The organism is Kitasatospora sp. NPDC059812, assembly GCF_042732075.1.
In the GTDB taxonomy this organism is placed as follows: domain Bacteria; phylum Actinomycetota; class Actinomycetes; order Streptomycetales; family Streptomycetaceae; genus Kitasatospora.
In genome coordinates this window covers 40,259-65,555 of record NZ_JBHWIO010000008.1, presented here as the reverse complement: position 1 = coordinate 65,555, position 25,297 = coordinate 40,259, and the positions used below count along the sequence as shown (strand labels likewise).

Genomic DNA, 25,297 nt, shown 5'->3' with positions numbered 1-25,297 from the left:
CTCTCCGTGGCGGGGGTTTAATCCCCCCCCCCCCCCCCCCCGCGCGCGGCCCCCCCCCCCCCGGGGCGCGCCCCCCCTTCGGCGTTCTGCGCATGCCACCGGCGGAAGGGCCGGAAAGACCGCTACCGTCGTTCCATGGCCGATCTGGAGCGAAGGCGGAACGAGGAACTGGCCCGGATACTGCACCAGCTCGGCTGGAGTCCGGAACGGCTCGCCCGCGAGGTGAGCCTCGCCCTGCCGCCAGGCCTGGCCATCAGCTCCACCGCCCCCTACAAGTGGCGCGACCGCGGCATGGTGCCGCGCAGCCCGCACGACCAGACCGTCTGCGAAGTGCTCAGCCGCACCCTCGGCATCGCCGTCACCTACGAACAGCTCTGGGGCCGGATGGGCGGCCACCGCGGCGCCAAGATCCTCTCGCCCCGGCTGCTCACCGACCCGTGGACCGCCGACACCGCCCAGACCGCGCTGCGCGAGGCCGCCACCGACGCCGGGCCCGTCCGCCTCACCGACCTCTTCCGCGGCGCCGACCTCGACCAGGCCGCCGAACGGCTCGCCTCCCCGCCCCCGCCCGTCGGGGGCGGCGAAGGGGCGCTGCGCATCGACCCCGGCCTCGTCGGCGACCTCGGCCTGTCCTACCGCAGCAAGCAGCGGCTCGAACGCTCCTGCGGCGGCGGACTCGTCCTCGGCCCCACCCGGGCCGAACTCGCCATGCTGGCCAAGCTGCTGGAACTCGGCGCCTACGACGAACGGGTCGGCCGCGAGCTGTACGGCACGGCCAGCCGGCTCGCCCGGCTGGCCGGCTGGGCCGCGTACGACCTCGGCCACGACGCGGCCGCCCAGCGCGCCTTCGTCGCCGCCCTGCGGGCCGCCCACGTCAGCGGCGACGTCCGGCTCGGCGTCGCCGTGCTCGGCGGCCTGGTGGTGCTCGCCACCCAGGGCACCGGAGGGCGCGGCCTGGACGCCGTCGCCGCGCTCAACACCGCCCTGGCCCGGCACGGCTCCGCACTGAGCCCCGTCGGCCGGGCCCGGCAACTCGGCCGGATCGCCCGCGCGCACGGCCGCCGGGGCGAGGCCGAGCAGGCCGAGGCCGCCGCCGCCCGGGCCTTCGCCGAACTCGACGGCGTGCCCGGCACGGAGGCGGCCCGCGCCGAACTCGCCGGGATGGTGGGGGAGGGCCGGCTGGCACTCGGCCAGCACCGGATGGCCAAGGCGCTGCTCGCCGAGGCCGTCGCCGGGCTGGGGGCCGGCCGCGGGCGGTCCAAGGCGCTGCTGATGGTCCGCCTCGCCGAGACCCACCGGCGCCTCGGCGACCAGCGGGAGGCCGCCCGCACCGCGTCGCTCGCCCGGGCGCTCGCGGCGGGCATGCAGTCCGAGCGGCTGGCGCGGGCGCTGCGCGACTTCGACGCGGCGACGCGGGCGGCGTCGGCGTCGGCGGGGCGGTGAGGTCTGTGTGTGGCGGGGCGGCGCCGGCGGGGCGGGGTTGCGTGTGGTGGGGGGCTTCCCGGGTCGGCGGTGAGGTCCGTGCGGGGGCGGGCCCGGGGCCGTCGGGCCCCGGTGGATACCCGGGAGCGCGCTGATCTGCTTGCGGTACCCTGAGCCCATGCGAACCGTGCGCCTGCTCCTTAGCCGGCCGCGCTGACCAGGACCGGTTACGCCCTCGGGCGGTGCCGGAGTCGGCGTGGCGTCCCCTCCTGCGAGGGGATTTTTTGTTTTCCGCCCCCGTTCACGGGCCGGCCGTGTCCGCGGTTCGCCAACTGACATCGATGGAGCTTGAAGGACCATGAGCGAGACGACCCCTGCGTCCGGCACGGCCGAGACCGCGACCGAGCCGTTCCGGTACAGCGCCGCGCTGGCGGCGGAGATCGAGTCCCGCTGGCAGGACCTCTGGGAGAAGGAGGGCACCTTCAACGCCCCCAACCCCGCCGGTGCGCTGGCCGACCCGGCGGCCGGAGACGTCGCCGCGAAGCCGCACAGCTTCATCATGGACATGTTCCCGTACCCCTCGGGTGCGGGCCTGCACGTCGGCCACCCGCTGGGCTACATCGCCACCGACGTCTACGCCCGCTACCAGCGGATGACCGGCCACAACGTGCTGCACACGCTGGGCTACGACGCGTTCGGCCTGCCCGCCGAGCAGTACGCGGTGCAGACCGGCACCCACCCGCGGGTCTCCACCGAGGCCAACATCGCCAACATGCGCCAGCAGCTGCGCCGGCTGGGCCTGGGCCACGACCCGCGCCGCTCGATCTCCACGATCGACCCGGAGTACTACCGCTGGACCCAGTGGATCTTCCTGCAGATCTTCAACTCCTGGTACGACGAGCAGGCCGGCCGGGCCCGGCCGATCGCCGAGCTGATCGCCCGGTTCGAGTCCGGCGCGAAGCCGACCCCGGACGGGCGCCCGTGGGCCGACCTGTCCGCCGCCGAGCGCGACGAACTGCTGGGCGAGTACCGGCTGGCGTACTCCAAGGAGGTGCCGGTCAACTGGTGCCCCGGCCTGGGCACCGTCCTGGCCAACGAGGAGGTCACCGCGGACGGCCGCTCCGAGCGCGGCAACTTCCCGGTGTTCAAGTCCAACCTGCGCCAGTGGATGATGCGCATCACCGCGTACTCCGACCGCCTGATCTCCGACCTGGACCTGCTGGACTGGCCCGAGGCCATCAAGCTCCAGCAGCGCAACTGGATCGGGCGCTCCGAGGGCGCCCGGGTCGACTTCGCCGTCGACTCCGGTGAGAAGATCACCGTCTTCACCACCCGGCCCGACACCCTGTTCGGCGCCACCTACATGGTGCTGGCCCCCGAGCACGGCCTGGTCGACTCGATCGTCCCGGCCGCCTGGCCCGCGGACGTGCCCGCCGAGTGGACCGGCGGCGCCGCCACCCCCGCCGAGGCCGTCGCCGCCTACCGCGCCACCGCCGCCGCCAAGTCGGACGTCGAGCGGCAGGTCGAGGCCAAGGTCAAGACCGGCGTCTTCACCGGCGCCTACGCCGTGAACCCGGTCAGCGGCGCGTCCGTCCCGGTGTTCATCGCCGACTACGTGCTGATGGGCTACGGCACCGGCGCCATCATGGCCGTCCCCGCCCACGACCACCGCGACTTCGCCTTCGCCCGCGCCTTCGCGCTGCCGATGCGCTGCGTCGTCCAGCCCACCGACGGGCGCGGCGAGGACCCGGCCGCCTGGGACGACGCCTTCGACACCTACGACTCCGTCATCGTCAACTCCTCCCGGGACGGGCTGACGCTGGACGGGCTGGGCGTCGTCGACGCCAAGGCCGCCGTCACCGCCTGGCTGGCCGAGCGCGGCATCGGCGAGGGCACCGTCAACTACCGCCTGCGGGACTGGCTGTTCAGCCGCCAGCGGTACTGGGGCGAGCCCTTCCCGATCGTCTACGACGAGGACGGCGTCATGCACGCGCTGCCCGAGTCGATGCTGCCGGTCGAGGTCCCCGAGGTCGAGGACTACTCGCCGCACACCTACGACCCGTACGACGCCACCTCCTCGCCCAAGACCCCGCTGTCGCGCAACGAGGCCTGGGTCAACGTCGAACTGGACCTGGGCGACGGCGTCCGCACCTACCGGCGCGAGACCAACACCATGCCCAACTGGGCGGGTTCGTGCTGGTACGAGCTGCGCTACGTCGACCCGTCGAACTCCTCGGCGGTCGTCGACCCGGCCAACGAGAAGTACTGGCTCGGCCCCACGACCACCAAGCCGGCCGGCGGCGCCGACCTGTACGTCGGCGGTGCCGAGCACGCCGTGCTGCACCTGCTGTACGCGCGCTTCTGGCACAAGGTGCTGCACGACCTGGGCCACGTCTCGTCCGTCGAGCCGTTCCACAAGCTGTTCAACCAGGGCATGATCACCGCCGACGTCTACCGCGACGAGCGCGGCTTCCCGGTGCCCGCCGCCGAGGTCGAGGAGCGCGACGGCCAGTACTTCTGGCAGGGCGAGGCCGTCAAGCGCGAGGCCGGCAAGATGGGCAAGTCCCTGAAGAACGCCGTCGCCCCCGACGAGATCGCCGACGAGTACGGCGCCGACACGCTGCGCCTGTACGAGATGTCCATGGGCCCGCTGGACGTCTCCCGCCCCTGGGACACCCGCGCCGTCGTCGGCTCGTACCGCTTCCTGCAGCGGCTGTGGCGCAACGTCGTCTCGGAGGCCACCGGCGACCTGGTCGTCACCGAGGAGGAGCCGGACGAGGCGACGCTGCGCGCCCTGCACAAGGCGATCGACGGCATCCGCGGCGACATGGCCGGGCTGCGGTTCAACACGGCCGTCGCCAAGGCGATCGAGCTGAACAACTACCTGGTCAAGCGCGGCTCCACGCCGCGCGCCGTGGCCGAGCAGCTGGTCCTGATCGTCGCGCCGCTGGCCCCGCACATCGCCGAGGAGCTGTGGCGCCGGCTGGGCCACGACGAGTCGCTGGCGCACACCGACTACCCGGTCGCCGACCCGGCGTACGTGGTGGACGAGACGGTGACCTGCGTGGTGCAGCTCAAGGGCAAGGTGAAGGCCCGGCTGGAGGTCGCGCCGACGATCTCGGACGCCGAGCTGGAGGCGCTGGCGCTGGCCGACCCGGCCGTAGTCGCGGCGATCGGCGAGGCGCCGGTGCGCAAGGTGATCGCGCGGGCGCCGAAGCTGGTGAACATCGTTACTGGCTGAGGCTGAGAGGCTGAGGTCGAGGTCGGTCAGTTGAGGCTGAGGCTCAGGTCGGCCGGCTGCGGTTGAGGTCGCGTGGCTGATGTCGGTCGGCTGGTAGTCGGCCGGCTGAGGCTGCTGGGGCGGGTGTCCTTCGGGACGCCCGCCCTCGCTCGTGCCCGGGGCCCTGGGAGGACCCCCGAACCCTCGGGGAGATCCCCGATCTGTCCCTGATCTCCGCCGCCCGGGCCCGTTCCGTCCGCCCCGGGCCCGATCCGGCGGCTACCGTGGAACCCTCGGCAGTACGGCCCGCGTTGGGTCCGGTGGGGGCCGAAACGGTGGCGGAAGGTGGCTCGCGATGGACGCGTTCGGCGTGATGATCGGCCTGGTCCTGCTCTTCGGGATCGCGGCGTTCGTCCTGGCCGTGGTCGGCACGGTCAAGGCGGCGAAGGCCGTCGCCACGAAGATCGGGCGGCACGAGGCCAACGCCCGGCGCGCCGTGGAGAACGCCACCCTCAAGGCGAAGACCTTCACCAAGGTCGGACCGCCCGGCCAGATCGCCGCCGTCCGGCTCGGCCTGCGCACCTCGCTCGACGGCACCCGGCAGGTGCTGGAGAGCGGCCTCCCCCAGGACGGCCAGCTCGGCGAGTCCCTCGCCCTGCTCGGCAGGCTCGACGCACACGCCGCCGAACTCGACGGCGAACTGCGGATGCTGGAGCGGGAGCCGGACACCGCGCGGATCGCGGCCAAGCTGCCGGAGCTGCGCGAGCGCGCCGAACGGATCACCCACTCCGCGGAGACCATGCGCTGGGCCGCGCAGGACCGGATGCACCGGTTCGCGGACGACGAGCTGAGCCGGCTCAGCCAGGAGTGCGAGAGCGAGGCGGGGGCGCTGCGGCACTGGGACACCTCGGGGGAGTCGTCGTCCGCGTCCGCCTCCGGCTCCGCTGCTTCCTCCGCGTCCTCGGGTTCGGGGGCGGGCTCGGGTTCTGGCTCGGGGGCGGCCTCCGGGGGTGCTGCGCGGGCCGGGCTGACGGACGGGAAGGGCCGTCCGAGCGCCGAGGAGCTCCTCGGGCTCGCCGACCCGCTGGCCAAGCTGGCCCAGCGGCTGCGGAAGCCGTCGGCGGGGCCCACGGCAGGCTGAGCTGAGCTGAGCTGAGCTGAGCTGAGCTGAGCTGAGCTGAGCCGAGCCGAGCTGAGCTGAGCTGAGCACCCCGCGCCGGGTGCTGCGGCCGTGCTTCGGCGGGTGCTGCGTGTTTGCTCCGGCGGCGCCCTCGGGGCCTTTCGGGGCTCGCACCCGGGCGCTGTCCTCCCGGACGAACGGGGAGTAATCTCCGCCTCATGCCCTCTGACCTCGCACTTGTCACCGACTCCACGGCCTACCTGCCGCAGGAGACCCTCGACCGGTACGGGATCACGGTGGTCCCGCTGAGCGTCGCGGTCGGTGACGCGGTCCTGTGCGAAGGCGTCGAGATCTCCCCCAAGGACGTCGCCGAGGCGCTGCGCGACAAGCAGCGGGTGACGACCTCCCGACCGAACCCCGAGGCCTTCGCCGCCGCCTATCGGGCCGCCGCCGAGGCCGGGGCGAAGGGCATCGTCTCGGTGCACATCTCCGGCGAGCTGTCCGGCACGGTGGAGGCCGCCCGGCTGGCGGCCGCCGAGGCGCCGGTACCCGTGCGGGTGGTGGACAGCCGACTGGTCGGCATGGCCCTCGGATACGCGGTGCTGGCGGCGGCCGAGGCGATCGCGGCCGGGCGGGACCTGGCGGAGGCGGCCGAGGCCGCCACCCGGCGGGCGGCCGTGACCAGCGGGTTCTTCTACGTCGACACCCTGGAACACCTGCGCAGGGGTGGCCGGATCGGGGCGGCGCGGGCGCTGCTCGGGTCGGCGCTTGCGGTCAAGCCGCTGCTGCACCTGGACGGGGGGCGGATCGAACCGCTGGAGAAGGTGCGCACCGCGTCGCGGGCGATCGCGCGCTTGGAGGAGATCGCGGTCGAGCGCTCGGGGGGCGGGGAGGTCGACATCACCGTGCACCACCTGGCGGCCGAGGAACGGGCCGAGCCGCTCGCGGAGCGGCTGCGGGCCCGGGTGCCGGGGCTGCGGGAGCTGTACGTGGGCGAGGTGGGGGCGGTGATCGGCGCGCACGTCGGGCCGGGGCTGCTCGCGGTGGTCGTCGCGCCGCGCTGAGCGGGCCGGGCGTGCCGTGTCGCGGGCTCTGGTCAACTCTTCGTGGCGCTGATCACTCGTGTGAGTGATCTGTTTTGTCCACAACCCCTGAGTTATCCACAGGGGTTCGGTAATTTCTGCGCACTCTGCCGAGGACTCCTACCGTCCTCGGCATGACGACCATGGGCCTGGGCGCGGCGAAGCGCCACGAGATCAACGAGACCGTCCGGCTGCGGATGGCGGCGCTGCTGCCGACCGGCGGCGTCGCGGGCGATGGGGCGGGAGCAGAGGCCGGTGCCGGTGCCGGGGCGGGCGGGCCGGTGGGCTCCGGTGCCGCGATGGGCGCGCTCGCGTCGACCGGGCCGCCTTCGGGCGCGGTTCCGGCCGGGGCGGGGGAGCGGCCTCCGTCGGCGGGGCCTGCGCCGCCTGTGCCGCCTGTGCCGTTGGAGCCGGTCAGGGCGGGCGGTGACGCGGATCCGCCGGGGCCGGGGGCCGGGTCGGGCCTTCGATTCGGCTCGGCGATGGCACTCGACCGGCGGGCGGTGGCCGGGTTGGCCGTCCTGCTGCTGTTCGCGGTCGGCTACGCCGTGCAGCACTTCTGGCTGGCCAGACCGCAGGCGGTGGCCGTGCCGGCGTTGGCGTCCGCCCCGGTCTCACCGGTCTCACCGGGGGCGGAGGGGGCAGAGGGGGCGGCATCCGCGTCCGTGTCGACTCCGGCCTTGGGCCTGGGCCCGGCCGCGGTCTCGGCGGCCGATCCCGTCGGCCCCGGGGGCGGGGCGGTCGTCGTGGTCGACATCAGCGGGCGGGTTCACCTCGCCGGCCTGCACACCCTGCCCGGCGGCTCGCGGGTGGCCGACGCCCTACGGGCGGCGGGCGGTCCGCTGCCGGAGACGGACACCCGAAGCCTCAACCTGGCCCGGGTCCTGACGGACGGTGAACAGATCCTGGTCGGCGAGCCGGCTCAGGCCTCCGCCCCGGGCGCCGGGGCCGGCAACGGACCGCCGGCGGCCGGCACGCCCAGACCGCCCGTCAGCCTCAACCGCGCCGGCCTCGAACAGCTGGACACCCTCCCCGGCGTCGGCCCGACCCTCGCCCAGCGCATCCTCGCCTACCGCACGTCGCACGGCTCGTTCCGCACGCTCGACCAGCTTCGGCAGGTCAGCGGCATCGGGGCGCGCACGTTCGCGGAACTCCGACCGCTGCTGACCCTCTGACCTCCCCGTCCGTCCCCTTGCCCGCCTGTTCTCCCGCCCGTCCGTCGTCGGCCGTCGTTGCTCGTCGTCGTTCGTCCGTCGCCGCCACCAGCCGAAGGGAGGTACCGCCGTGCCCGCCACCACCGAACCGAACCTGCCGAACCGCTCCACCGGTGCCGACTTCCGGCTGCTGCTTCCCGCCGTCTCGGCCTGGGTGGTGACGGCCGCGCTCCTCGGCCTGGAGCCGGGGTACGACGTCCTCGCCTTCGGCCTGGCGGGTGCCGCCGCGCTGGCGGCCGTCCTGCTGCTCGTCAGGCCCGCGCTCCCACGCCGACGCGCAGCGGCGGTGACCTTGGCCGCCGTCCTGCTCACCGGAGCCGCCGCCGCGGTGGCCACCCCGCTGCACACCGCCGATCTGCACCGGGGTCCGCTGCCGGAGCTCGTCCGAGCGGCCGAGCACGCCCCGCCGCGATCCCCGGGCGAGCCCGCTCGGGTGGTGGAGGCGGAGCTGACCGTCGCGGGGGACCCGAAGTCCCACGCGGCCCGGGGCGGGACCACCGGCGGGCAGACCCTCCTCACCGTCGACGCGGTGGCCGACCGGGTCACGCTCCTGCCGGACGGGCGCAGTACCCGGACGCGAACCCCGGTGACCGTCATGGTCCGGGGCGCGGAATCCGGGCCCTGGCAGGGGCTGCTCCCGTCGGAGCGGCTGGTGGTGGAGGCCGAGGTGCGGCCCGCGGGAGACGGCTACGACACCGAGTGCGCGGCGCTGCTGGTCGTCCACGGCCCGCCCCGCCGCCTCGCGCCGCCGAACCTGCCGCAGCGGATCGCCGGGCGGCTGCGTGCCGGTCTGCGCACGGCCAGCGACGGGCTCCCGCCGGACGCGCGCGGACTGCTCCCGGGTTTGGTCGTGGGGGACACCTCGCGACTGCCCGACGACCTCGAGGACGCCTTCCGGGCCACCGACCTGGTGCACCTGGTGGCGGTGAGCGGGGCCAACCTGGCGATCGTCCTCGGCGCGCTGCTGGGCGCCCCGGGGCAGGCCGGCACCCCGGAACGGCGCGGGCTGGCCGCGCTGCTGGGGCTCTCGCTGCACACCAGCGCGCTGCTCGGGACGGCGCTGACGCTGGCCTTCGTCGCCGTCTGCCGGCCGGAGCCCAGCGTGCTGCGCGCGGCCGGGACGGGGCTGATCGGCATGCTCGCGCTGGCCACCGGCCGGCCCCGGCAGGCGGTGCCCGCGCTCGCCGGGGCGGTCCTGGTGCTCGTCCTGCTCGACCCGTTCCTGGCGCGTTCCTTCGGATTCCTGCTCTCGGTGCTCGCCACGGCCGGGCTGCTCGTCCTCGGGCCGCACTGGGCCGAGGCGCTGCGGTCCCGGCGCTGGCCGCACCACCTGGCGGGTGCCCTGGCGGCGACGGCCGCCGCCCAGGCCCTGTGCGCGCCGGTGACGGTGGTGCTGTCCGGGCACGTCAGCCTGGTCGGGATCCCGTGCAACCTGCTGGCCGAACTGGCGGTGGCTCCGGCGACCCTGCTCGGCTTCGGCGTGCTCGTGCTGCAGCCGCTCCTCCCGGACCTGGCCCGCCTGCTCGCGGAGCCGGCCGGAGTGCCGGTCGGCTGGCTCGCCCTGGTGGCGCGGCGCGGCGCCGAACTTCCGGGCGGCCAACTCTCCTGGCCGGGCGGGTGGTTCGGGACGGCGACGGTCGCGCTGGCCACCCTGGCGGCCTGCTGGGTGATGCCGCTCCTGCTGCCACGGCGAGCGCCGTCCGGCAAGCCCGTCCGTGCCCGGCGGCGGTGGGTGCGGGCGCTGGTGACGGGGGTGCTGCTCGTGGTCCTGCTGGCCGTGCTGCTGCGGCCACCGCAGCTCACCCGGATCGCGACCGGCTGGCCGCCGCCGGGGTGGCGGATGGTGATGTGCGACGTGGGCCAAGGGGACATGCTGGTGCTCGCGGCCGGTGCACCGGACAGCGCGGTGGTGGTCGATGCGGGGCCGGATCCGAACGCCGCCGACAGGTGCCTGCGGGATCTGGGTGTCACGGAAGTGCCGCTGTTGGTGGTGACGCACTTCCACGCCGATCACGTCGAGGGTGTGCCGGGGGTGGTCCGGGGCCGCCGGGTCGGAGCGATCGAGGGCACGACCCTGGACGATCCACCGGGTGAGGCGGCCCGGGTGGCGGGCTGGGCGGTCGGTGCCGGAGTCCCGCTGCTGCGCGCGGGGCGCGGTGAACGGCGCTCGGCGGGCCCGGGGTTGTCCTGGGAGGTGGTCTGGCCCGACGCCGGGGCGGCTGTCGAGGCCCCGGGGGCGAACAACGCGAGCGTCGCGCTGCTGGTGTCGGTGGCGGGCGGACTGCGGATGGCGTTGCTCGGGGACCTCGAACCGCCTGCCCAGTCGGCGCTGCTGGGCCGGTTGGGGCGGGTGGACGTCCTGAAGGTGGCGCACCATGGATCGGCGCATCAGGACTGGGCTTTGACCGGTGCGTTGCGTCCCCGGCTGGCATTGATCTCGTGCGGCGAGGGAAACGCGTACGGGCATCCGTCCGTGCGGACGGTGGACCGGCTGCGCGCGCTGGGTGCGAGCGTGCTGCGCACCGATCGGGTGGGCGACATCGCGGTGACGGGCGGATCGCCGGCCGTCCTCGGGGTGTCCGTGCACCCGCAGGCGGCGCACGAGGCGCGCAAGCCCCGCTCGCACGCTGCGGACGGAGCGCCCGACTCCCGTACCGGGCGGGGCTCGCACACCCCGCGAGCCCCGCCCGGCTGACCCCGCCCTCCTCTCCTCCCAACCATCAGGTGGGGAAGGGAAAGGGGTTGGGGTGGGGAGGAGGGAGGGGCGGGGGGCGGGGCGGGGCCCGGAGAACGATTGCGGCGCGCTCGACCGTCGAACGCGAGCTGGTGGAAGGGCCGGCCGGGTCAGCCTTCCTCGCGCCAGCCCTCGTGCTCGACGGCGAGGGCGTCGAGGGCGCGCAGCAGGGCCGGGGTCCAGCCCTCCTCCGGGGGCTCGACGACGACCAGCCACTGGGCGTCCTCGGCGTCGTCCTCGCCGGCCAGGGCGTCCCGGACGAGGTCGAGCTCGCCGAGGTCGGGGTGGGCGGCGCTGAGCTCCTCGGAGGCGTCCTCGGCGGCGTCGCGGTCGGGCAGGACGAGCAGTTGCCGGGCGTGCGGGTCGTTGACGTCCGGCAGGTCGGTGGTGTGGTTCTCGGTCACCGGACCATTCTCCAGGTCGGGTGATCGGCGCGGTCGGGCAGGTCGGGTCGGGCGGGCCGGGTCGGGCAGGTCGGGCTGGAGAGGCGGGACCGGGCGGGGCCGGGGGCCGGGGTCGCCCCGGGCGGGAGTGTCCGCGCCCCGTGGGATGCTGGTAGGCGATGGCCAGGAAGAGTGCACCCGACGACCTGCTCGCCCCGCTGACCCTCGCGGTCGGCCAGGAGGAGCTGCTGCTGGACCGCGCGGTTGCCCAGGTGGTGGCGGCGGCGAAGGCGGCGGACCCGGACACCGACGTGCGGGATCTGCCGCCCGGCAGCCTGCAGCCGGGCAGCCTGGCCGAGCTGACCACGCCGTCGCTGTTCGCCGAGCGCAAGGTGATCGTGGTGCGGGCCGCGCAGGACCTCTCCGCCGACTCGGTGAAGGAGGTCAAGGCGTACATCGAGGCGCCGGCCGAAGAAGTGATCATGGTGCTGGCGCACGCGGGCGGGGCCAAGGGCAAGGGCCTGCTGGACGCCGGGCGCAAGGCGGGCGGTCGCGAGGTGGCGTGCGCGAAGCTGACCAAGGCGAACGAGCGGCTGGCCTTCGTCCGGGGCGAGTTCCGTACGCTGGGCCGCTCGGCCACACCGGAGGCCTGCCAGGCCCTGCTGGACTCGCTCGGCAGCGACCTGCGCGAGCTGGCGGCCGCGTGCAGCCAGCTGACCTCGGACGTCGAGGGCGCGATCGACGAGACGGTGGTGGCCCGCTACTACAGCGGCCGGGCCGAGGCGACGGGCTTCGAGGTGGCCGACCTGGCGGTCACCGGCCGGGCCGCGGAGGCACTGGAGCGGCTGCGCTGGGCGCTGGCGGTGGGCCAGCCGCCGACCGGCATCACCTACGCACTGGCCTCCGGCGTGCGCAGCATCGGGCGGCTGGCGACCACCGGGCGGAACATGCGTCCGGCGGACCTGGCCCGCGAGTTGGGCATGCCGCCGTGGAAGGTCGATCGGGTGCGCCAGCAGATGCGCGGTTGGACGGGCGACGGGGTGGCCACCGCGCTGACCGCGATCGCCCAGGCCGACGCCGCCGTCAAGGGCGGCTCGGACGATCCGGCCTTCGCGCTGGAGCGCGCGGTGGTGGCCGTCGCCCGGGCGGCCCGGGCCGGGTCCCGCCCGGCGTACTGACGGCGGCGCGGCCACCGGACCGAACCCGGGACGAGCCGGACCCGGCTACCCGGCTACCCGGCTACTTGCCGACCCACCTGCCACCGCCTACGTGCCACCGCCTACGTGCCCATCGAGCGGACGGTCCCCCAGGCGCCGGCCCGCAGCGCCGCCGGAGCCCCGGAGCCCCGGAACCCCCGAGCCCCCGAGCCCCGGAACCCCAGACACGCGTGACCGACGACAGCGGTCGGGCCGCGGAACGCGACAGGCGCCGCAGTGGGCCTCTGGAGAGAGGCCGACTGCGGCGCCTGTCGTACTGCTTCGTACACCGCACCCGCGTGGCGAACGCAGGCCGCGTGCGGTGCGAGTCTCACGCGCCTCAGGGGTCCGGGTAGAGGGCCGGGTCCGTCCCGAGGCGGTGGGGGCCGAGGCCCCCGGGGCGTCAGGCCTGGGCGGCCGTGTTGACGCGCTTGGTGATGGCCGACTTCTTGTTGGCGGCCTGGTTGGCGTGGATGACGCCCTTGCTCACGGCCTTGTCCAGCGCCTTGGAGGCGGCGCGGGCCAGCACGGTGGCCTTCTCGGTCTCGCCGGCGGCAGCGGCCTCGCGGGCCTTGCGCAGGGCGGTCTTCAGCGAGGACTTGACGGCCTTGTTGCGCAGGCGCGCCTTCTCGTTGGTCTTGTTGCGCTTGATCTGGGACTTGATGTTCGCCACGAAGGAGCCTCAGTCTTGTCTAAAAGGATTGAACGGGCTGCACCGCGCGGCCGCCGGGCAGCTGAGAGGGCATGCCGGGGCCAGGTGCAGCAGCCCACGCTACCAGGGGCCCGCCACCCGCCCCAAACCGGGAGCCCGGCCCCACGGCGGGTCGCCTGCGCAGTAGTGGGTCGGCTACGCACTGAGCACCGGCTCCCCGTAGTGCTCGACCTCCGGGAACGGCCGGTAGAAGCGGTGCAGCAGCTCCCGCCACTGCCGGTACTCGGCTGAGCGGCGGAAGCCCTCGGTGTGGTCCGCGAGCGTCTCCCATTCCACCTGGAGGAGGAATCGCGAGCCGCGTCCTTCGTCGAGGCAGCGCCGCAGGTGCAGGGAGCGGAAGCCCTGTTGGACGGCGATCAGGGGCCGGGCCTCGGCGAAGGCGGCGAGGAACTCGTCCTCCTGTCCGGGCAGGACGTCGAGCAGGGCGCTTTCGAGGATCACGGGGTGTCATCCTGCCGCCTGGCGCGGGCCCGGAGAAGGTCCGGGCGGACCGAACGGCGGTCCGCGCCGTGGTCGTGGGAAGATGGGAGGAACTATTTCGATCGGACGAGACTGTCCGGTCCCCGGGAAAACCGGTCAGCGATGACCAGGACACCCCCGGCCCCGGACCAACGGAGAATCGGACCAAGGTGCCCGCGACCCCCAGCAATGTGCCAGAGCCCAGCCGTACCGACCCGGCGCTGATCCGCAACTTCTGCATCATCGCCCACATCGACCACGGCAAGTCGACGCTCGCAGACCGGATGCTGCAGATCACCGGCGTCGTCGACCCGCGGCAGATGCGCGCCCAGTACCTCGACCGCATGGACATCGAGCGCGAGCGCGGCATCACCATCAAGTCGCAGGCGGTCCGCCTCCCGTGGGCGCCGAAGACCGGTCCGAATGCCGGGACGACGCACATCCTCAACATGATCGACACCCCCGGCCACGTGGACTTCACGTACGAGGTGTCCCGCTCCCTCGCGGCCTGCGAGGGCACCATCCTGGTGGTCGACGCGGCCCAGGGCATCGAGGCGCAGACCCTCGCCAACCTGTACCTGGCGCTGGAGAACGACCTCACGATCGTCCCGGTGCTGAACAAGATCGACCTGCCGGCCGCCCAGCCGGAGAAGTACGCGGCGGAGATCGCGCACATCATCGGCTGCGACCCCTCGGACGTGCTGCAGGTCAGCGCCAAGACCGGCCTCGGCGTCGAGGACCTGCTGGACCACATCGTCAACACCATCCCGGCCCCGGTCGGCGTCAAGGACGCCCCGGCCCGCGCGATGATCTTCGACTCGGTGTACGACTCCTACCGCGGCGTGGTCACCTACGTGCGTGTCGTGGACGGGCAGCTCACCAAGCGCGAGCGGATCGCGATGATGTCCACCGGCGCCACCCACGAGCTGCTGGAGATCGGCGTCATCTCGCCCGAGCCGAAGGTCGCCGACGGCCTGGGCGTCGGCGAGGTGGGCTACATCATCACCGGCGTGAAGGACGTCCGGCAGTCCAAGGTGGGTGACACCATCACCTCGATGCACAAGGGTGCGACCGAGGCGCTGGGCGGCTACAAGGAGCCGCGCCCGATGGTGTTCTCCGGCCTGTACCCGCTGGACGGCTCGGACTACCCGCTGCTGCGCGACGCCCTGGACAAGCTGCGGCTGAACGACGCCGCGCTGGTGTACGAGCCGGAGACCTCGGTCGCGCTCGGCTTCGGCTACCGCTGCGGCTTCCTCGGCCTGCTGCACCTGGAGATCATCCGGGAGCGCCTGGAGCGCGAGTTCAACCTCGACCTGATCTCCACCGCCCCGAACGTGGTCTACCGGGTGGTCATGGAGGACGGCACCGAGCACATCGTCACCAACCCGAGCGAGTTCCCGACCGGCAAGCTTGCCGAGGTGTACGAGCCGGTCGTGCGCGGCACCATCCTGGCGCCCAACGAGTTCGTCGGCGCGATCATGGAGCTCTGCCAGTCCCGCCGCGGCAACCTCCAGGGCATGGACTACCTGTCCGAGGACCGGGTCGAGCTGCGCTACACCCTGCCGCTCGCCGAGATCGTCTTCGACTTCTTCGACCAGCTGAAGTCCAAGACCCGCGGCTACGCCTCGCTCGACTACGAGCCCATCGGCGAGCAGTCCGCCCAGCTGGTGAAGGTCGACATCCTGCTGCACGGCGACGCGGTGGACGCCTTCTCCGCGATCGTGCACAAGGACAAGGCCTACGGCTACGGCGTGATGATGGCAGGCAAGCTGCAGAAGCTGATCCCGCGCCAGCAGTTCGAGGTGCCGATCCAGGCGGCCATCGGCTCCCGGGTGATCGCCCGTGAGACGGTCCGCGCGATCCGCAAGGACGTCCTCGCCAAGTGCTACGGCGGTGACATCTCGCGCAAGCGCAAGCTGCTGGAGAAGCAGAAGGAAGGAAAGAAGCGGATGAAGATGGTCGGCCGCGTGGAGGTCCCGCAGGAGGCCTTCATCGCCGCGCTGTCCACCGACGCCGAGGCGCCGAAGGAAAAGAAGTAACCACAGGCGCGTGAGAGGGGCCCGGGCGGACAACCGCCCGGGCCCCTCCTCGTTCTCTCCGCCGGAGCGGGCCGCCGCAGCTTCCCCGCCGGAGCGGGCCGCCGCAGCTTCCGCCGCCGCAGCGCGCCGCGGACGAGGAGCCGGGGCGGTTCGGGCCCGCCCCGGCTCGGCACCGGCGGTGTGCGGCGGTCAGTCCACCTCGGCCACGGCCTCCGCGAACTGCGCCTGGTACAGCCGCGCGTAGGCGCCGTGAGCGGCGATCAGCTCGTCGTGCGAGCCCTGTTCGACGATCGAGCCGTTCTCCATCACCAGGATCACGTCGGCGTCCCGGATGGTGGAGAGCCGGTGCGCGATCACGAAGCTGGTGCGGCCGGTGCGCAGCCGGGCCATGGCCCGCTGGATCAGCACCTCGGTGCGGGTGTCGACGGAGCTGGTCGCCTCGTCCAGGACGAGGATCGACGGCTGGGCGAGGAACGCCCGGGCGATGGTGATCAGCTGCTTCTCGCCCGCGCTGACCCCGGCGCCGTCGTCGTCGATGACGGTGTCGTAGCCGTCCGGCAGGGTGCGCACGAAGCGGTCGACGTGGGCGGCCTTGGCGGCCTCGACGACCTGCTCGCGGGTGGCTCCCTGGGCGCCGTAGGCGATGTTGTCGGCGATGGTGCCGCCGAACAGCCAGGTGTCCTGGAGCACCATGCCGATGCCGGAGCGCAGGTCCTCGCGGGACATCGCGGAGACGTCGACCCCGTCGAGGGTGATGCGTCCGGAGCTGACCTCGTAGAACCGCATCAGGAGGTTGACCAGGGTGGTCTTGCCGGCGCCGGTGGGGCCGACGATGGCGACGGTCTGGCCGGGTTCGACCTTGAGCGAGAGGTCCTCGATGAGCGGCTTCTCGGGGTCGTAGCGGAAGGACACGTCCTGGAAGGCGACCCGGCCGTGGATGGTGTCGGGCCGCTCGGACACGGCCGGTTCGGGGGTCTGCTCGGGGGCGTCCAGCAGTTCGAAGACGCGCTCGGCGGAGGCGACCCCGGACTGCACCAGGTTGGCCATGCTGGCGACCTGGGTGAGCGGCTGGCTGAACTGCCGCGAGTACTGGATGAACGCCTGCACGTCGCCGATGGACAGCGCGCCGCTGGCCACCCGCAGGCCGCCGACGACCGCGACGAGCACGTACTGCAGGTTGCCGATCAGCATCATCGCGGGCTGGATGATCCCGGAGATGAACTGCGCCCGGAAGCTGGAGGTGTACAGCGCCTCGTTGTGCTCGCGGAAGGTCTCGGCGGACTCGCGCTGGCGGCCGAACACCTTGACCAGGGTGTGGCCGGTGTACATCTCCTCGATGTGCGCGTTGAGTTGGCCGGTGGACTTCCACTGCTGGACGAACTGGGGCTGCGCCCGCTTGCCGACCTTGGCGGCGACGGCCACCGACAGCGGCACCGAGACCAGGGCGATCGTCGCCAGCAGCGGGGAGATCCAGAACATCATGGCCAGTACGCCGACCACGGTGAGCAGCGAGTTGACGACCTGTCCCATGGTCTGCTGCATGGACTGGCTGATGTTGTCGATGTCGTTGGTGACCCGGCTGAGCACCTCGCCGCGCGGCTGCTTGTCGAAGTAGCTGAGCGGCAGTCGGGCGATTTTGGCCTCGACGTCCTGGCGCAGCCGGTAGCCGGCCCGCTGGATCGCCGTGGTGGCCAGCCGGCCCTGGACGATGCCGAACAGGGCGGAGGCGAGGTAGATGACCAGCACCCAGAGCAGGACGGTGCCGATGGCGCCGAAGTCCATGCCCTGGCCGGGGGTGAAGTCCACCGAGGAGAGCAGGCCGGCGACGCCGCTCTCGCCGTGGGCGCGCAGCCCCTCGACGATCTGCGCCTTGGAGGTGCCGGGTTCGAAGCGGGCGCCGACGACGCCGGCGAAGATCAGGTCGGTGGCGTTGCCGAGGACCTTGGGGCCGGTGACGGCGCAGCCGATGCTGAGCACGCCGAGGGCCAGCACGCCGGAGATCAGGTTGCGTTCGGGGCGCAGCAGGGAGAGCAGCCGCTTGCCGGAGCCCTTGAAGTCCATGGACTTCTCGGTGCCCTGGCCGCCCATGAAGCGGCCCGGTCCGGCGGGGCCGCGGCGGGCGGCGGCGGCCTGCGAGTCGCTGGGCAGTTCGTCGGCGGGGTCCGCGGCCTTGGTGTCCGGGTCGGGCTGTGTGGTGTCCGTGGTCTCGGGGTCCGCGGTTCTGGTGTCCGCGGCCTCGGGGTCCGCTGTCGCGGTGTCCGCGGTCCTGGTGTCCGCGTCGGGCTTGCCGGGGGTGGTCACGCCGCCTCCTGCTCGGTGAGCTGGGAGAGCACGATCTCCCGGTACGTCGGGTTGTCGGCCATCAGTTCGTGGTGGGTGCCGGTGCCGACGACCGCGCCTTCGTCGAGGACGATGATCCGGTCGGCGTCGCGGATGGTGGAGACGCGCTGGGCGACGATCAGCACGGTGGCGTCGGAGGTCTCGCGGGCGAGGGCCTTGCGCAGCCTGGCGTCGGTGGCGTAGTCGAGCGCCGAGAAGGAGTCGTCGAACAGGTAGACGTCGGGCTGGCGGACCAGGGCCCGGGCGATGGCCAGGCGTTGGCGCTGGCCGCCGGAGACGTTGCCGCCGCCCTGGGCGATCGGGGCGTCCAGGCCTTCGGCCAGTTCCTCGACGAAGTCCTTGGCCTGGGCGATCTCCAGGGCGTGCCAGAGTTCCTCGTCGGTGGCGTCGGGCCGGCCGTAGCGGAGGTTGCTGGCGACGGTGCCGGAGAACAGGTAGGGCTTCTGCGGGACGAGGCCGACGCTCTCGGCGATCGTCTCGGGGGCGAGTTCGCGCACGTCGACGCCGTCGAGCAGGACCTGGCCGGAGGTGGCGTCGAACAGCCGGGGCACGAGTCCGAGCAGGGTGGACTTGCCGCTGCCGGTGGAGCCGATGACGGCGGTGGTCTCGCCGGGGCGGGCGGTGATGGCGATGCCGCGCAGCACCGAGGCCTCGGCGCCGGGGTAGCGGAAGTCGACGTCGCGCAGTTCCAGGTTGCCGCGGCGCAGCACCTCGGTGATCGGCGCGGCGGGCGGGACGACGCTGGAGGAGGTGCCGAGGACCTCCTCGATGCGCTCGGCGCAGACCTCGGCGCGCGGCACCATCATGAACATGAAGGTGGCCATCATGACGCTCATCAGGATCTGCATCAGGTAGGAGAGGAAGGCGGTGAGCGCGCCGATCTGCATGCCGCCGTTGTCGATCCGGTGGGCGCCGAACCAGAGCACGGCGACGCTGGAGACGTTCACGACCAGCATCACGGCCGGGAACATGAACGACATCAGCCGGCCGACCTGGAGGGCGGTGTCGGTGAGGTCCCCGTTGGCCTTGGCGAAGCGGGCCTGCTCGTGGTCGTCCTTGACGAAGGCGCGGATGACCCGGATGCCGGTGATCTGCTCGCGCAGGACCCGGTTCACGGTGTCGATCCGGGTCTGCATGCTGCGGAACTTGGGGCGCAGCGAGCGGACCAGGAGGAGGACGACGGCGCCGAGCAGCGGGATGACCGCGAGCAGCAGGCCGGACAGCGGCACGTCCTGGTTGAGGGCCATGATGATGCCGCCGACGCACATGATCGGGGCGGCCACCATGAGCGTGAAGCTCATCAGGGCCAGCATCTGGACCTGTTGGACGTCGTTGGTGGTGCGGGTGATCAGCGAGGGGGCGCCGAACTGGCCGACCTCGCGGGCGGAGAAGCTCTGCACCCGGTCGAAGACGGCGGCGCGGACGTCCCGGCCGAAGGCCATGGCGGTGCGGGATCCGTAGTAGACGGCGCCGATCGAGCAGAGCGCCTGGACCAGGGTGATGCCGATCATCACCCCGCCCACTTGCAGGATGTAGCCGGTGTCGCCCTTGACCACGCCGTCGTCGATGATGTCGGCGTTGAGCGTCGGCAGGTAGAGCGCCGCCAGGGTGGACACCAGTTGGAGCCCCACGAGCAGCGCGATCGGTCGGGAGTACGGGCGCAGGTACGCCCTGAGAAGTCTGATCAGCACTGGCACACTCTTGTCGTCGACGGGTGGATTCGCATCCCGATTCTCGTTCTTTGGTGGACTCGTACAGGAGATTCACGAGTTGTGGATCGCAGGTTTGCCCAGTCCTTTGCCGAACCGTACGGCGGGCCCGGTTGCAGGGGTTCACCGGGGCGCGGGGCGGAGTCGTCGTCGGGCACCGGTGGTGCGGTGGTGTGCCGGCCGGGCCCCGCCCTCTTACGGAATGACCGGTTTCCCCCTAGGCTGCTGATTGCCCCCTTGTTACTCGCCGGTATCGCCAGGGTTGACCGGGGGCCCGGCGACCGCCCCCCACGGGCGCCGAAACCATCCCTCAGACGGCCACCCGCCCCCGGAGGTCCTCGTTGAGTTCCGCGCAGTCCCTGATCGACTCCGGCAGTGCCGACTTGGTCGCCGGGCGTCCCGCCTCCGTTGCCCACCTCTTCCTGGAGCGGGTCGCCGCCACCCCGAATGCCGAGGCCTACCGCTACCCGGCCCCGGTCGACGAGCACGCCGCGGACAGCGCCCCCGGCGCCGAGCAGTGGCGCTCGCTGACCTGGGCGCAGACCGCGGCCCGGGTCAAGGCGGTGGCCGCCGGGCTGATGGCGCTCGGCATCCAGCCGGAGGACCGGGTGGCGCTCGCCTCCTCCACCCGGCTCGAATGGATCATCGCCGACCTCGGGAACATGTGCGCGGGTGCCGCCACCACGACCGTCTATCCCAGCACCAACGCCGACGAGACCGCGTTCATCCTCTCCAACTCCGGTTCCAGGGCGCTGTTCGCGGAGAACTCCGCCCAACTCGCCAAGGCCGTCGACCAGCTCGGACAGCTGCCCGAGCTGCGGACCGTCATCCTCTTCGACGCCGCCGAGGCCGACGCCCCCGGGACTGACGCCGCCGGGAGTGACGCCGCCGAGGCGGGCGCCCCAGAGGCCAGTACCCCCGAGGCCGAGGGTCTGAACGCCCTCACCGTGCTCACCCTCGCCGAGCTGGAGCAGCGCGGCGCCGAGTACCTGGAGCAGCACCCGGACGCGGTCGAGAAGACCGTCGCCGCGCTCGACAAGGAGCAGCTGGCCACCCTCATCTACACCTCCGGCACCACCGGCCGCCCCAAGGGCGTGCGCCTGGTGCACGACTGCTGGGCGTACGAGGCCCGGGCCCAGGAGGCCAGCGGGCTGCTGCGCTCCGACGACGTCCAGTTCATGTGGCTGCCGCTGTCGCACGTGTTCGGCAAGACGCTGATCTCCGGCCAGATCGCCACCGGCCACGTGATGGCCGTGGACGGCCGGGTCGACCGGATCATCCACAACCTGCCGGTCATCCGGCCGACCGTGATGGCCTCGGCGCCGCGCATCTTCGAGAAGGTCTACAACGGCATCGCCGGCCGGGCCCGGGCCGAGGGCGGCGCCAAGTACAAGATCTTCCGGTGGGCCGCCAAGGTCGCCCGCGAGCACGCCCGCGCCGTCCAGGAGAGCCGGATCGCCACCGGTGCCGGCACCGCCCCGCTGGGCCTCAGGCTCCAGCACGGCCTGGCCGACAAGCTGGTCTACGCCAAGATCCGCGCGGCCTTCGGCGGCCGGCTGCGCGGCGCCGTCTCCGGCAGCGCCGCGCTCGCGCCCGAGATCGGCTACTTCTTCCTCGGCGCCGGCGTGCCGATCCTGGAGGGCTACGGCCTCAGCGAGACCAGCGCCGGCTCCTGCGTCAACCGTGAGGAGGACATCCGGATCGGCACCGTGGGCCGCCCGCTGCCCGGCACCGAGGTCCGGATCGCCGAGGACGGCGAGATCCTGCTGCGCGGCCCCGGCGTCATGCGCGGCTACCACGACCTGCCCGAGAAGACCGCCGAGGTGCTGGAGGCCGACGGCTGGTTCCACACCGAGGACATCGGCGAGCTCGGCCCCGACGGCTTCCTGCGGATAACCGACCGCAAGAAGGACCTGTTCAAGACCTCCGGCGGCAAGTACGTCGCGCCCAGCGAGGTCGAGGGCAGGTTCAAGGCGGTCTGCCCGTTCGTCAGCAACATCCTGGTGATCGGCAACGGCCGCAACTTCTGCACCGCGCTGATCGGCCTGGACGAGGCGGTCATCATGCCGTGGGCCGCCGAGCACGGGCTGAAGGGCAAGTCCTACGCCGAGGTGACCGCCGACCCGCAGGTGCACCAGCTGATCGAGGGCTTCGTCAAGCGGCTCAACGCCGACCTCCAGCGCTGGCAGACGATCAAGAAGTTCCACCTGCTGCCGCGCGATCTCGACATCGAGCACGGCGAGCTCACCCCGAGCCTGAAGATCAAGCGCCCGGTGGTCGAGCGGACCTACGCGGACGCCGTCACCGCGATGTACGCGGGCGCCAACGAGGCCTGATCGGCCCCGCCCCCGTACGGCTCACCGGTTCGGGTGAGCCGTACGGGACAATGGGGTCATGCCCTCCGCACTCCCCGACGGCGAACCGGTGCCGTCCGACGGTTCCCTGCCCGCATCCGCCCGCACCGGTCTCGGGCAGCGGCCGTTCGGCTTCTACCTGCACGTGCCCTATTGCGCCAGCCGCTGCGGCTACTGCGACTTCAACACCTACACCGCCACCGAACTGCGCTCCTCCGGGGCGGTCGCCTCCCAGGAGACCTACGCGGACAACGTGGTCGCCGAGATCCGGCTGGCCCGCCAGGTCCTCGGCCCGGTCGACCTGCCGGTGCAGACCGTCTTCCTCGGCGGCGGCACCCCCACCCTGCTGCCCGCCCGCGACCTGGTGAAGATGCTCGCCGCGCTGCGCGAGGAGTTCGGGCTCGCCGACGGCGCCGAGGTCACCACCGAGGCCAACCCGGAGTCCGTCGACCCGGCCTACCTGGCCGAACTGCGCGAGGGCGGCTACAACCGGGTCTCCTTCGGCATGCAGAGCGCCCGCCCGCACGTCCTGAAGCTGCTCGACCGCCACCACACCCCCGGCCGCCCCGAGGCCTGCGTCGCCGAGGCCCGCGCCGCCGGCTTCGACCACGTCAACCTGGACCTCATCTACGGCACCCCCGGCGAGTCCGACGACGACTGGCGCGCCTCCCTGGACGCCGCCATCGGCGCCGGGCCCGACCACGTCTCCGCGTACTCCCTGATCGTCGAGGACGGCACCAAGCTCGCCGCCCGGGTCAAGCGCGGCGAACTGCCGATGATCGACGACGACGTGCACGCCGACCGCTACCTCATCGCCGAACAGGCGCTCAGCGCCGCCGGCTACACCTGGTACGAGGTCTCCAACTGGGCCACCACCCGCGAGGGCCGCTGCCGCCACAACGAGCTGTACTGGACCGGCGCCGACTGGTGGGGCGCCGGCCCGGGCGCGCACAGCCACGTCGGCGGCGTCCGCTGGTGGAACGCCAAGCACCCCGCCGCCTACGCCCAGGCCCTCGCCGAGGGCCGCACCCCCGCCCTGGGCCGCGAGGTGCTCGCCGAGGAGGACCGCCGGGTCGAGCGCATCCTGCTGGAACTGCGCCTCGCCGAGGGCATCCCGCTCACCCTCCTCACCGACACCGGCCGCCACGCCGCCGCCCGCCACCTCGCCGACGGCCTCCTCGCCGCCGAGCCGTACGCCGGGGGCCGCGCCGTCCTCACCCTCCAGGGCCGCCTGCTCGCCGACGCGGTCGTACGTGACCTGGTGGACTGACATTCGTTAGCGTGGGTGTCAGCCGTCGGAGGGAGCGTGCGATGACCGCCATCGATGATCGGATGACCGGGATCTTCGAGAACCTGGAGGTGCCGGAAGGCGTCAAGGCCGAGCTCATCAGGGGGGAAATCGTGATGATGGCGGGGCCTGACATGGTCCACAACCTCATCGTCCTGGCGATTCAGCACCAGCTTCCGTACGGCCGGTGGCGTCCGCTCACGACCCAGGACCTGAGGATCCCCGGCCAGGCGAGCGAACCCCAGCCCGACCTGGTCGTCTTCGAACGCGGGGCGGTCGAGGAGCACGGACGACTGCTGCCGTCGCCTGCCGTCACCCTGGTGGTCGAGGTGGTGTCGAAGACCAGCGTCGATCGTGATTACCGGACCAAGCGGGAGCTCTACGCCGAGGGCACCGTTCCTGCGTACCTGATCGTGGACCCGATCAAGGGGGTCTGCGTGCTGCTGACCGAGTTGGGCAAGCACCCCGGGTCCGGGCTCCCGAGGTACATGTCCGAGCGGACCAGTAAGTTCGGGGAGCCCGTCCCCATCGGCCTGCTCGATATCGATCTGGACACCACGGACTTTCAGCAGTACGTCTGACCGACCTCACTCCGGAATCGTCACGAAGTCGATCAACTCCTCGACTTTGCCCAGCAGTTCCGGCTCCAGGTCCTTGTAGCTGTCCACCGTGGAGAGGATCCGCTTCCAGGCGGCGGGGGTGTTCACCGGCCAGCCGAGGCGGCGGCAGACGCCCTCCTTCCACTCCTCGCCGCGCGGGACGGCGGGCCAGCCGGGGATGCCGACGGAGGCGGGCTTCACGGCCTGCCAGATGTCGATGTACGGGTGGCCGACGACCAGGACGGCGTCGCCGGTGACCTGGGCGGCGATGCGGTGCTCCTTGGTGCCGGGGAGCAGGTGGTCGACCAGGACGCCGAGGCGCCGGCCCGGGCCGGGGGCGAAGTCGGCGACGATCGCGGGCAGGTCGTCCACGCCCTCCAGGTACTCGACGACCACGCCCTCGATCCGCAGGTCGTCGCCCCAGACCCGCTCGACCAGTTCGGCGTCGTGCCGGCCCTCGACGTAGATCCGCGACTCGCGGGCGACCCGGGCCCGGGCGCCGGGGACGGCGACCGAGCCGGAGGCGGTGCGGCCCGGCGTGCGGGAGGGGGCGGGGCCGGCCGGGCGCACCAGGGTGACCGTCCGGCCCTCCAGCAGGAAGCCGCGCGGCACCAGCGGGAACACCCGGAGCTTGCCGAAGCGGTCCTCCAGGGTGACGGTGAAGCCCTCGGCGGTCTTCTCGCAGCGCACCACCGCGCCGCAGAAGCCGGTGGCGGCCTCCTCCACCACCAGGTCCCGTTCGGCGGTCACCTCCGGGGCGGGCTGCTGCTTCTTCCACGGCGGGGTCAGGTCGGGTCCGTACTGGCGGCTGTGCATGAAAGCGACTATACGGACGGACCGTCAGAGGCCCGGCGCGCCCCAGACCGGGAACCAGCGGCTGAGGTCCTTCTCCAGCCGCAGGTCGTTCCCGAGCGTCGCGTTGACCTGGAGCTCCAGCGGGCTGTTGCGCCGCTCCCCGCCGCCGGGCATCGGGGCGAAGGGGTAGAAGGTGCCGCGCTTGTAGAGGTAGACCAGAGCCAGCGACTGCCCGTCCGGGTTGCGGAAGCCGACCAGCGAGCAGAGCAGCTGCGGCCCGAAGCCGTTCGCCTCCAGCTCGCTGTTGACCGCGTGCAGGTCGTTGACCAGGTCCGGCAGTTCCTCGGGGGTGTGCCGGGCGAGCAGCCAGGAGTAGCCGTAGCCGTCCTTGGAGGCCTCGACCGGGACGCCGCCGCGCTCGGTGTCGGCGTCGAGCAGCGCCCGCACCTGCTGTTCGACCTGGCCGAAGGCCGCGCCCTCGACGGCGGCGAAGCAGACCGAGCCGAGCCCGGTGGGGGTGAACCCGGCCGCGGCCTCCAGGGTGAGGGCGGCGGACGGGACGCCGAACAGCTGGTCGAGGTCGGGCTTGACGGGCTTGGTGCGCCCGAACAGGGTGTCCAGGATTCCCACG

At 72.8% G+C, this 25,297-nt stretch carries 18 protein-coding genes; 11 read left to right on the top strand and 7 right to left on the bottom strand.

Annotated elements, in window-relative coordinates:
• Positions 1-135 precede the first annotated feature (135 nt).
• The 6 genes from ACFV6D_RS06525 (at position 136) to ACFV6D_RS06500 (ending at position 10,753) form a co-directional block, all read left to right on the top strand.
• The gene (locus ACFV6D_RS06525; RefSeq protein WP_380558739.1) at positions 136-1,443 is read left to right on the top strand and encodes a hypothetical protein; all 1,308 of its coding nucleotides are present in this window, start codon (positions 136-138) and stop codon (positions 1,441-1,443) included.
• Positions 1,444-1,780: 337 nt separating this feature from the next.
• The gene (leuS, locus tag ACFV6D_RS06520; RefSeq protein WP_380558736.1) at positions 1,781-4,663 is read left to right on the top strand and encodes a leucine--tRNA ligase; all 2,883 of its coding nucleotides are present in this window, start codon (positions 1,781-1,783) and stop codon (positions 4,661-4,663) included.
• Positions 4,664-4,997: 334 nt separating this feature from the next.
• Positions 4,998-5,783 (top strand): hypothetical protein, encoded by a 786-nt coding sequence (locus tag ACFV6D_RS06515; protein ID WP_380558733.1) that lies wholly within the window; start codon positions 4,998-5,000, stop codon positions 5,781-5,783.
• A gap of 197 nt (positions 5,784-5,980) precedes the next feature.
• The gene (locus ACFV6D_RS06510; RefSeq protein WP_063347537.1) at positions 5,981-6,826 is read left to right on the top strand and encodes a DegV family protein; all 846 of its coding nucleotides are present in this window, start codon (positions 5,981-5,983) and stop codon (positions 6,824-6,826) included.
• Positions 6,827-6,978: 152 nt separating this feature from the next.
• Positions 6,979-8,019: a ComEA family DNA-binding protein gene (locus tag ACFV6D_RS06505; protein ID WP_380558730.1), complete on the top strand. Its 1,041-nt coding sequence runs from the start codon at positions 6,979-6,981 to the stop codon at positions 8,017-8,019.
• 109 nt (positions 8,020-8,128) lie between these two features.
• Positions 8,129-10,753, top strand: coding sequence for a ComEC/Rec2 family competence protein (locus tag ACFV6D_RS06500; RefSeq protein ID WP_380558727.1), 2,625 nt, complete (start codon positions 8,129-8,131; stop codon positions 10,751-10,753).
• Between the two features lie 149 nt (positions 10,754-10,902).
• Here ACFV6D_RS06500 and ACFV6D_RS06495 read toward each other — a convergent pair whose 3' ends face one another.
• Positions 10,903-11,196 carry a hypothetical protein gene (locus tag ACFV6D_RS06495; protein WP_244293349.1) on the bottom strand — a complete coding sequence of 98 codons (294 nt, stop codon included), beginning with the start codon at positions 11,194-11,196 and terminating at the stop codon, positions 10,903-10,905.
• Between the two features lie 158 nt (positions 11,197-11,354).
• Between ACFV6D_RS06495 and holA the strand changes: the two genes are divergently transcribed.
• Entirely contained in the window at positions 11,355-12,353 is a 999-nt protein-coding gene (gene holA, locus ACFV6D_RS06490; protein WP_063347534.1) for a DNA polymerase III subunit delta, read from the top strand.
• A 421-nt stretch (positions 12,354-12,774) separates the two neighbouring features.
• On the opposite strand, the gene rpsT is transcribed toward holA, so the two are convergent.
• Both rpsT and ACFV6D_RS06480 read right to left on the bottom strand, forming a co-directional pair.
• Positions 12,775-13,044 (bottom strand): 30S ribosomal protein S20, encoded by a 270-nt coding sequence (rpsT, locus tag ACFV6D_RS06485; protein ID WP_063347533.1) that lies wholly within the window; start codon positions 13,042-13,044, stop codon positions 12,775-12,777.
• Between the two features lie 174 nt (positions 13,045-13,218).
• Positions 13,219-13,524: an antibiotic biosynthesis monooxygenase family protein gene (locus tag ACFV6D_RS06480; protein ID WP_380336856.1), complete on the bottom strand. Its 306-nt coding sequence runs from the start codon at positions 13,522-13,524 to the stop codon at positions 13,219-13,221.
• 188 nt (positions 13,525-13,712) lie between these two features.
• Between ACFV6D_RS06480 and lepA the strand changes: the two genes are divergently transcribed.
• A complete protein-coding gene (lepA, locus tag ACFV6D_RS06475) occupies positions 13,713-15,581 on the top strand; it encodes a translation elongation factor 4 (protein WP_079135577.1) in 1,869 nt (622 codons plus the stop codon).
• A 189-nt stretch (positions 15,582-15,770) separates the two neighbouring features.
• Here the strand turns inward: lepA and ACFV6D_RS06470 are convergent, their stop codons facing one another.
• Together ACFV6D_RS06470 and ACFV6D_RS06465 are read right to left on the bottom strand one after the other, a co-directional pair.
• Positions 15,771-17,669, bottom strand: a complete 1,899-nt coding sequence (locus ACFV6D_RS06470; RefSeq protein WP_380558794.1) for an ABC transporter ATP-binding protein — start codon at positions 17,667-17,669, stop codon at positions 15,771-15,773.
• Between the two features lie 209 nt (positions 17,670-17,878).
• Entirely contained in the window at positions 17,879-19,612 is a 1,734-nt protein-coding gene (locus tag ACFV6D_RS06465; RefSeq protein ID WP_063347530.1) for an ABC transporter ATP-binding protein, read from the bottom strand.
• A 359-nt stretch (positions 19,613-19,971) separates the two neighbouring features.
• On the opposite strand from ACFV6D_RS06465, the gene ACFV6D_RS06460 reads away from it, so the two are divergent.
• The 3 genes from ACFV6D_RS06460 to ACFV6D_RS06450 are packed head-to-tail and all read left to right on the top strand — an operon-like array spanning position 19,972 to position 23,853.
• On the top strand, positions 19,972-21,966 hold the full coding sequence (locus ACFV6D_RS06460) for an AMP-dependent synthetase/ligase (RefSeq protein WP_380558724.1): 1,995 nt from the start codon (positions 19,972-19,974) through the stop codon (positions 21,964-21,966).
• Between the two features lie 58 nt (positions 21,967-22,024).
• Positions 22,025-23,254, top strand: a complete 1,230-nt coding sequence (gene hemW / locus ACFV6D_RS06455; protein ID WP_380558721.1) for a radical SAM family heme chaperone HemW — start codon at positions 22,025-22,027, stop codon at positions 23,252-23,254.
• 41 nt (positions 23,255-23,295) lie between these two features.
• A complete protein-coding gene (locus ACFV6D_RS06450) occupies positions 23,296-23,853 on the top strand; it encodes a Uma2 family endonuclease (protein ID WP_380425432.1) in 558 nt (185 codons plus the stop codon).
• A gap of 6 nt (positions 23,854-23,859) precedes the next feature.
• On the opposite strand, the gene ACFV6D_RS06445 is transcribed toward ACFV6D_RS06450, so the two are convergent.
• Together ACFV6D_RS06445 and ACFV6D_RS06440 are read right to left on the bottom strand one after the other, a co-directional pair.
• Positions 23,860-24,687, bottom strand: a complete 828-nt coding sequence (locus ACFV6D_RS06445; RefSeq protein WP_063347526.1) for a DUF3097 domain-containing protein — start codon at positions 24,685-24,687, stop codon at positions 23,860-23,862.
• Positions 24,688-24,711: 24 nt separating this feature from the next.
• Positions 24,712-25,296: a hypothetical protein gene (locus ACFV6D_RS06440; protein WP_363369929.1), complete on the bottom strand. Its 585-nt coding sequence runs from the start codon at positions 25,294-25,296 to the stop codon at positions 24,712-24,714.
• Position 25,297: the final 1 nt, after the last annotated feature.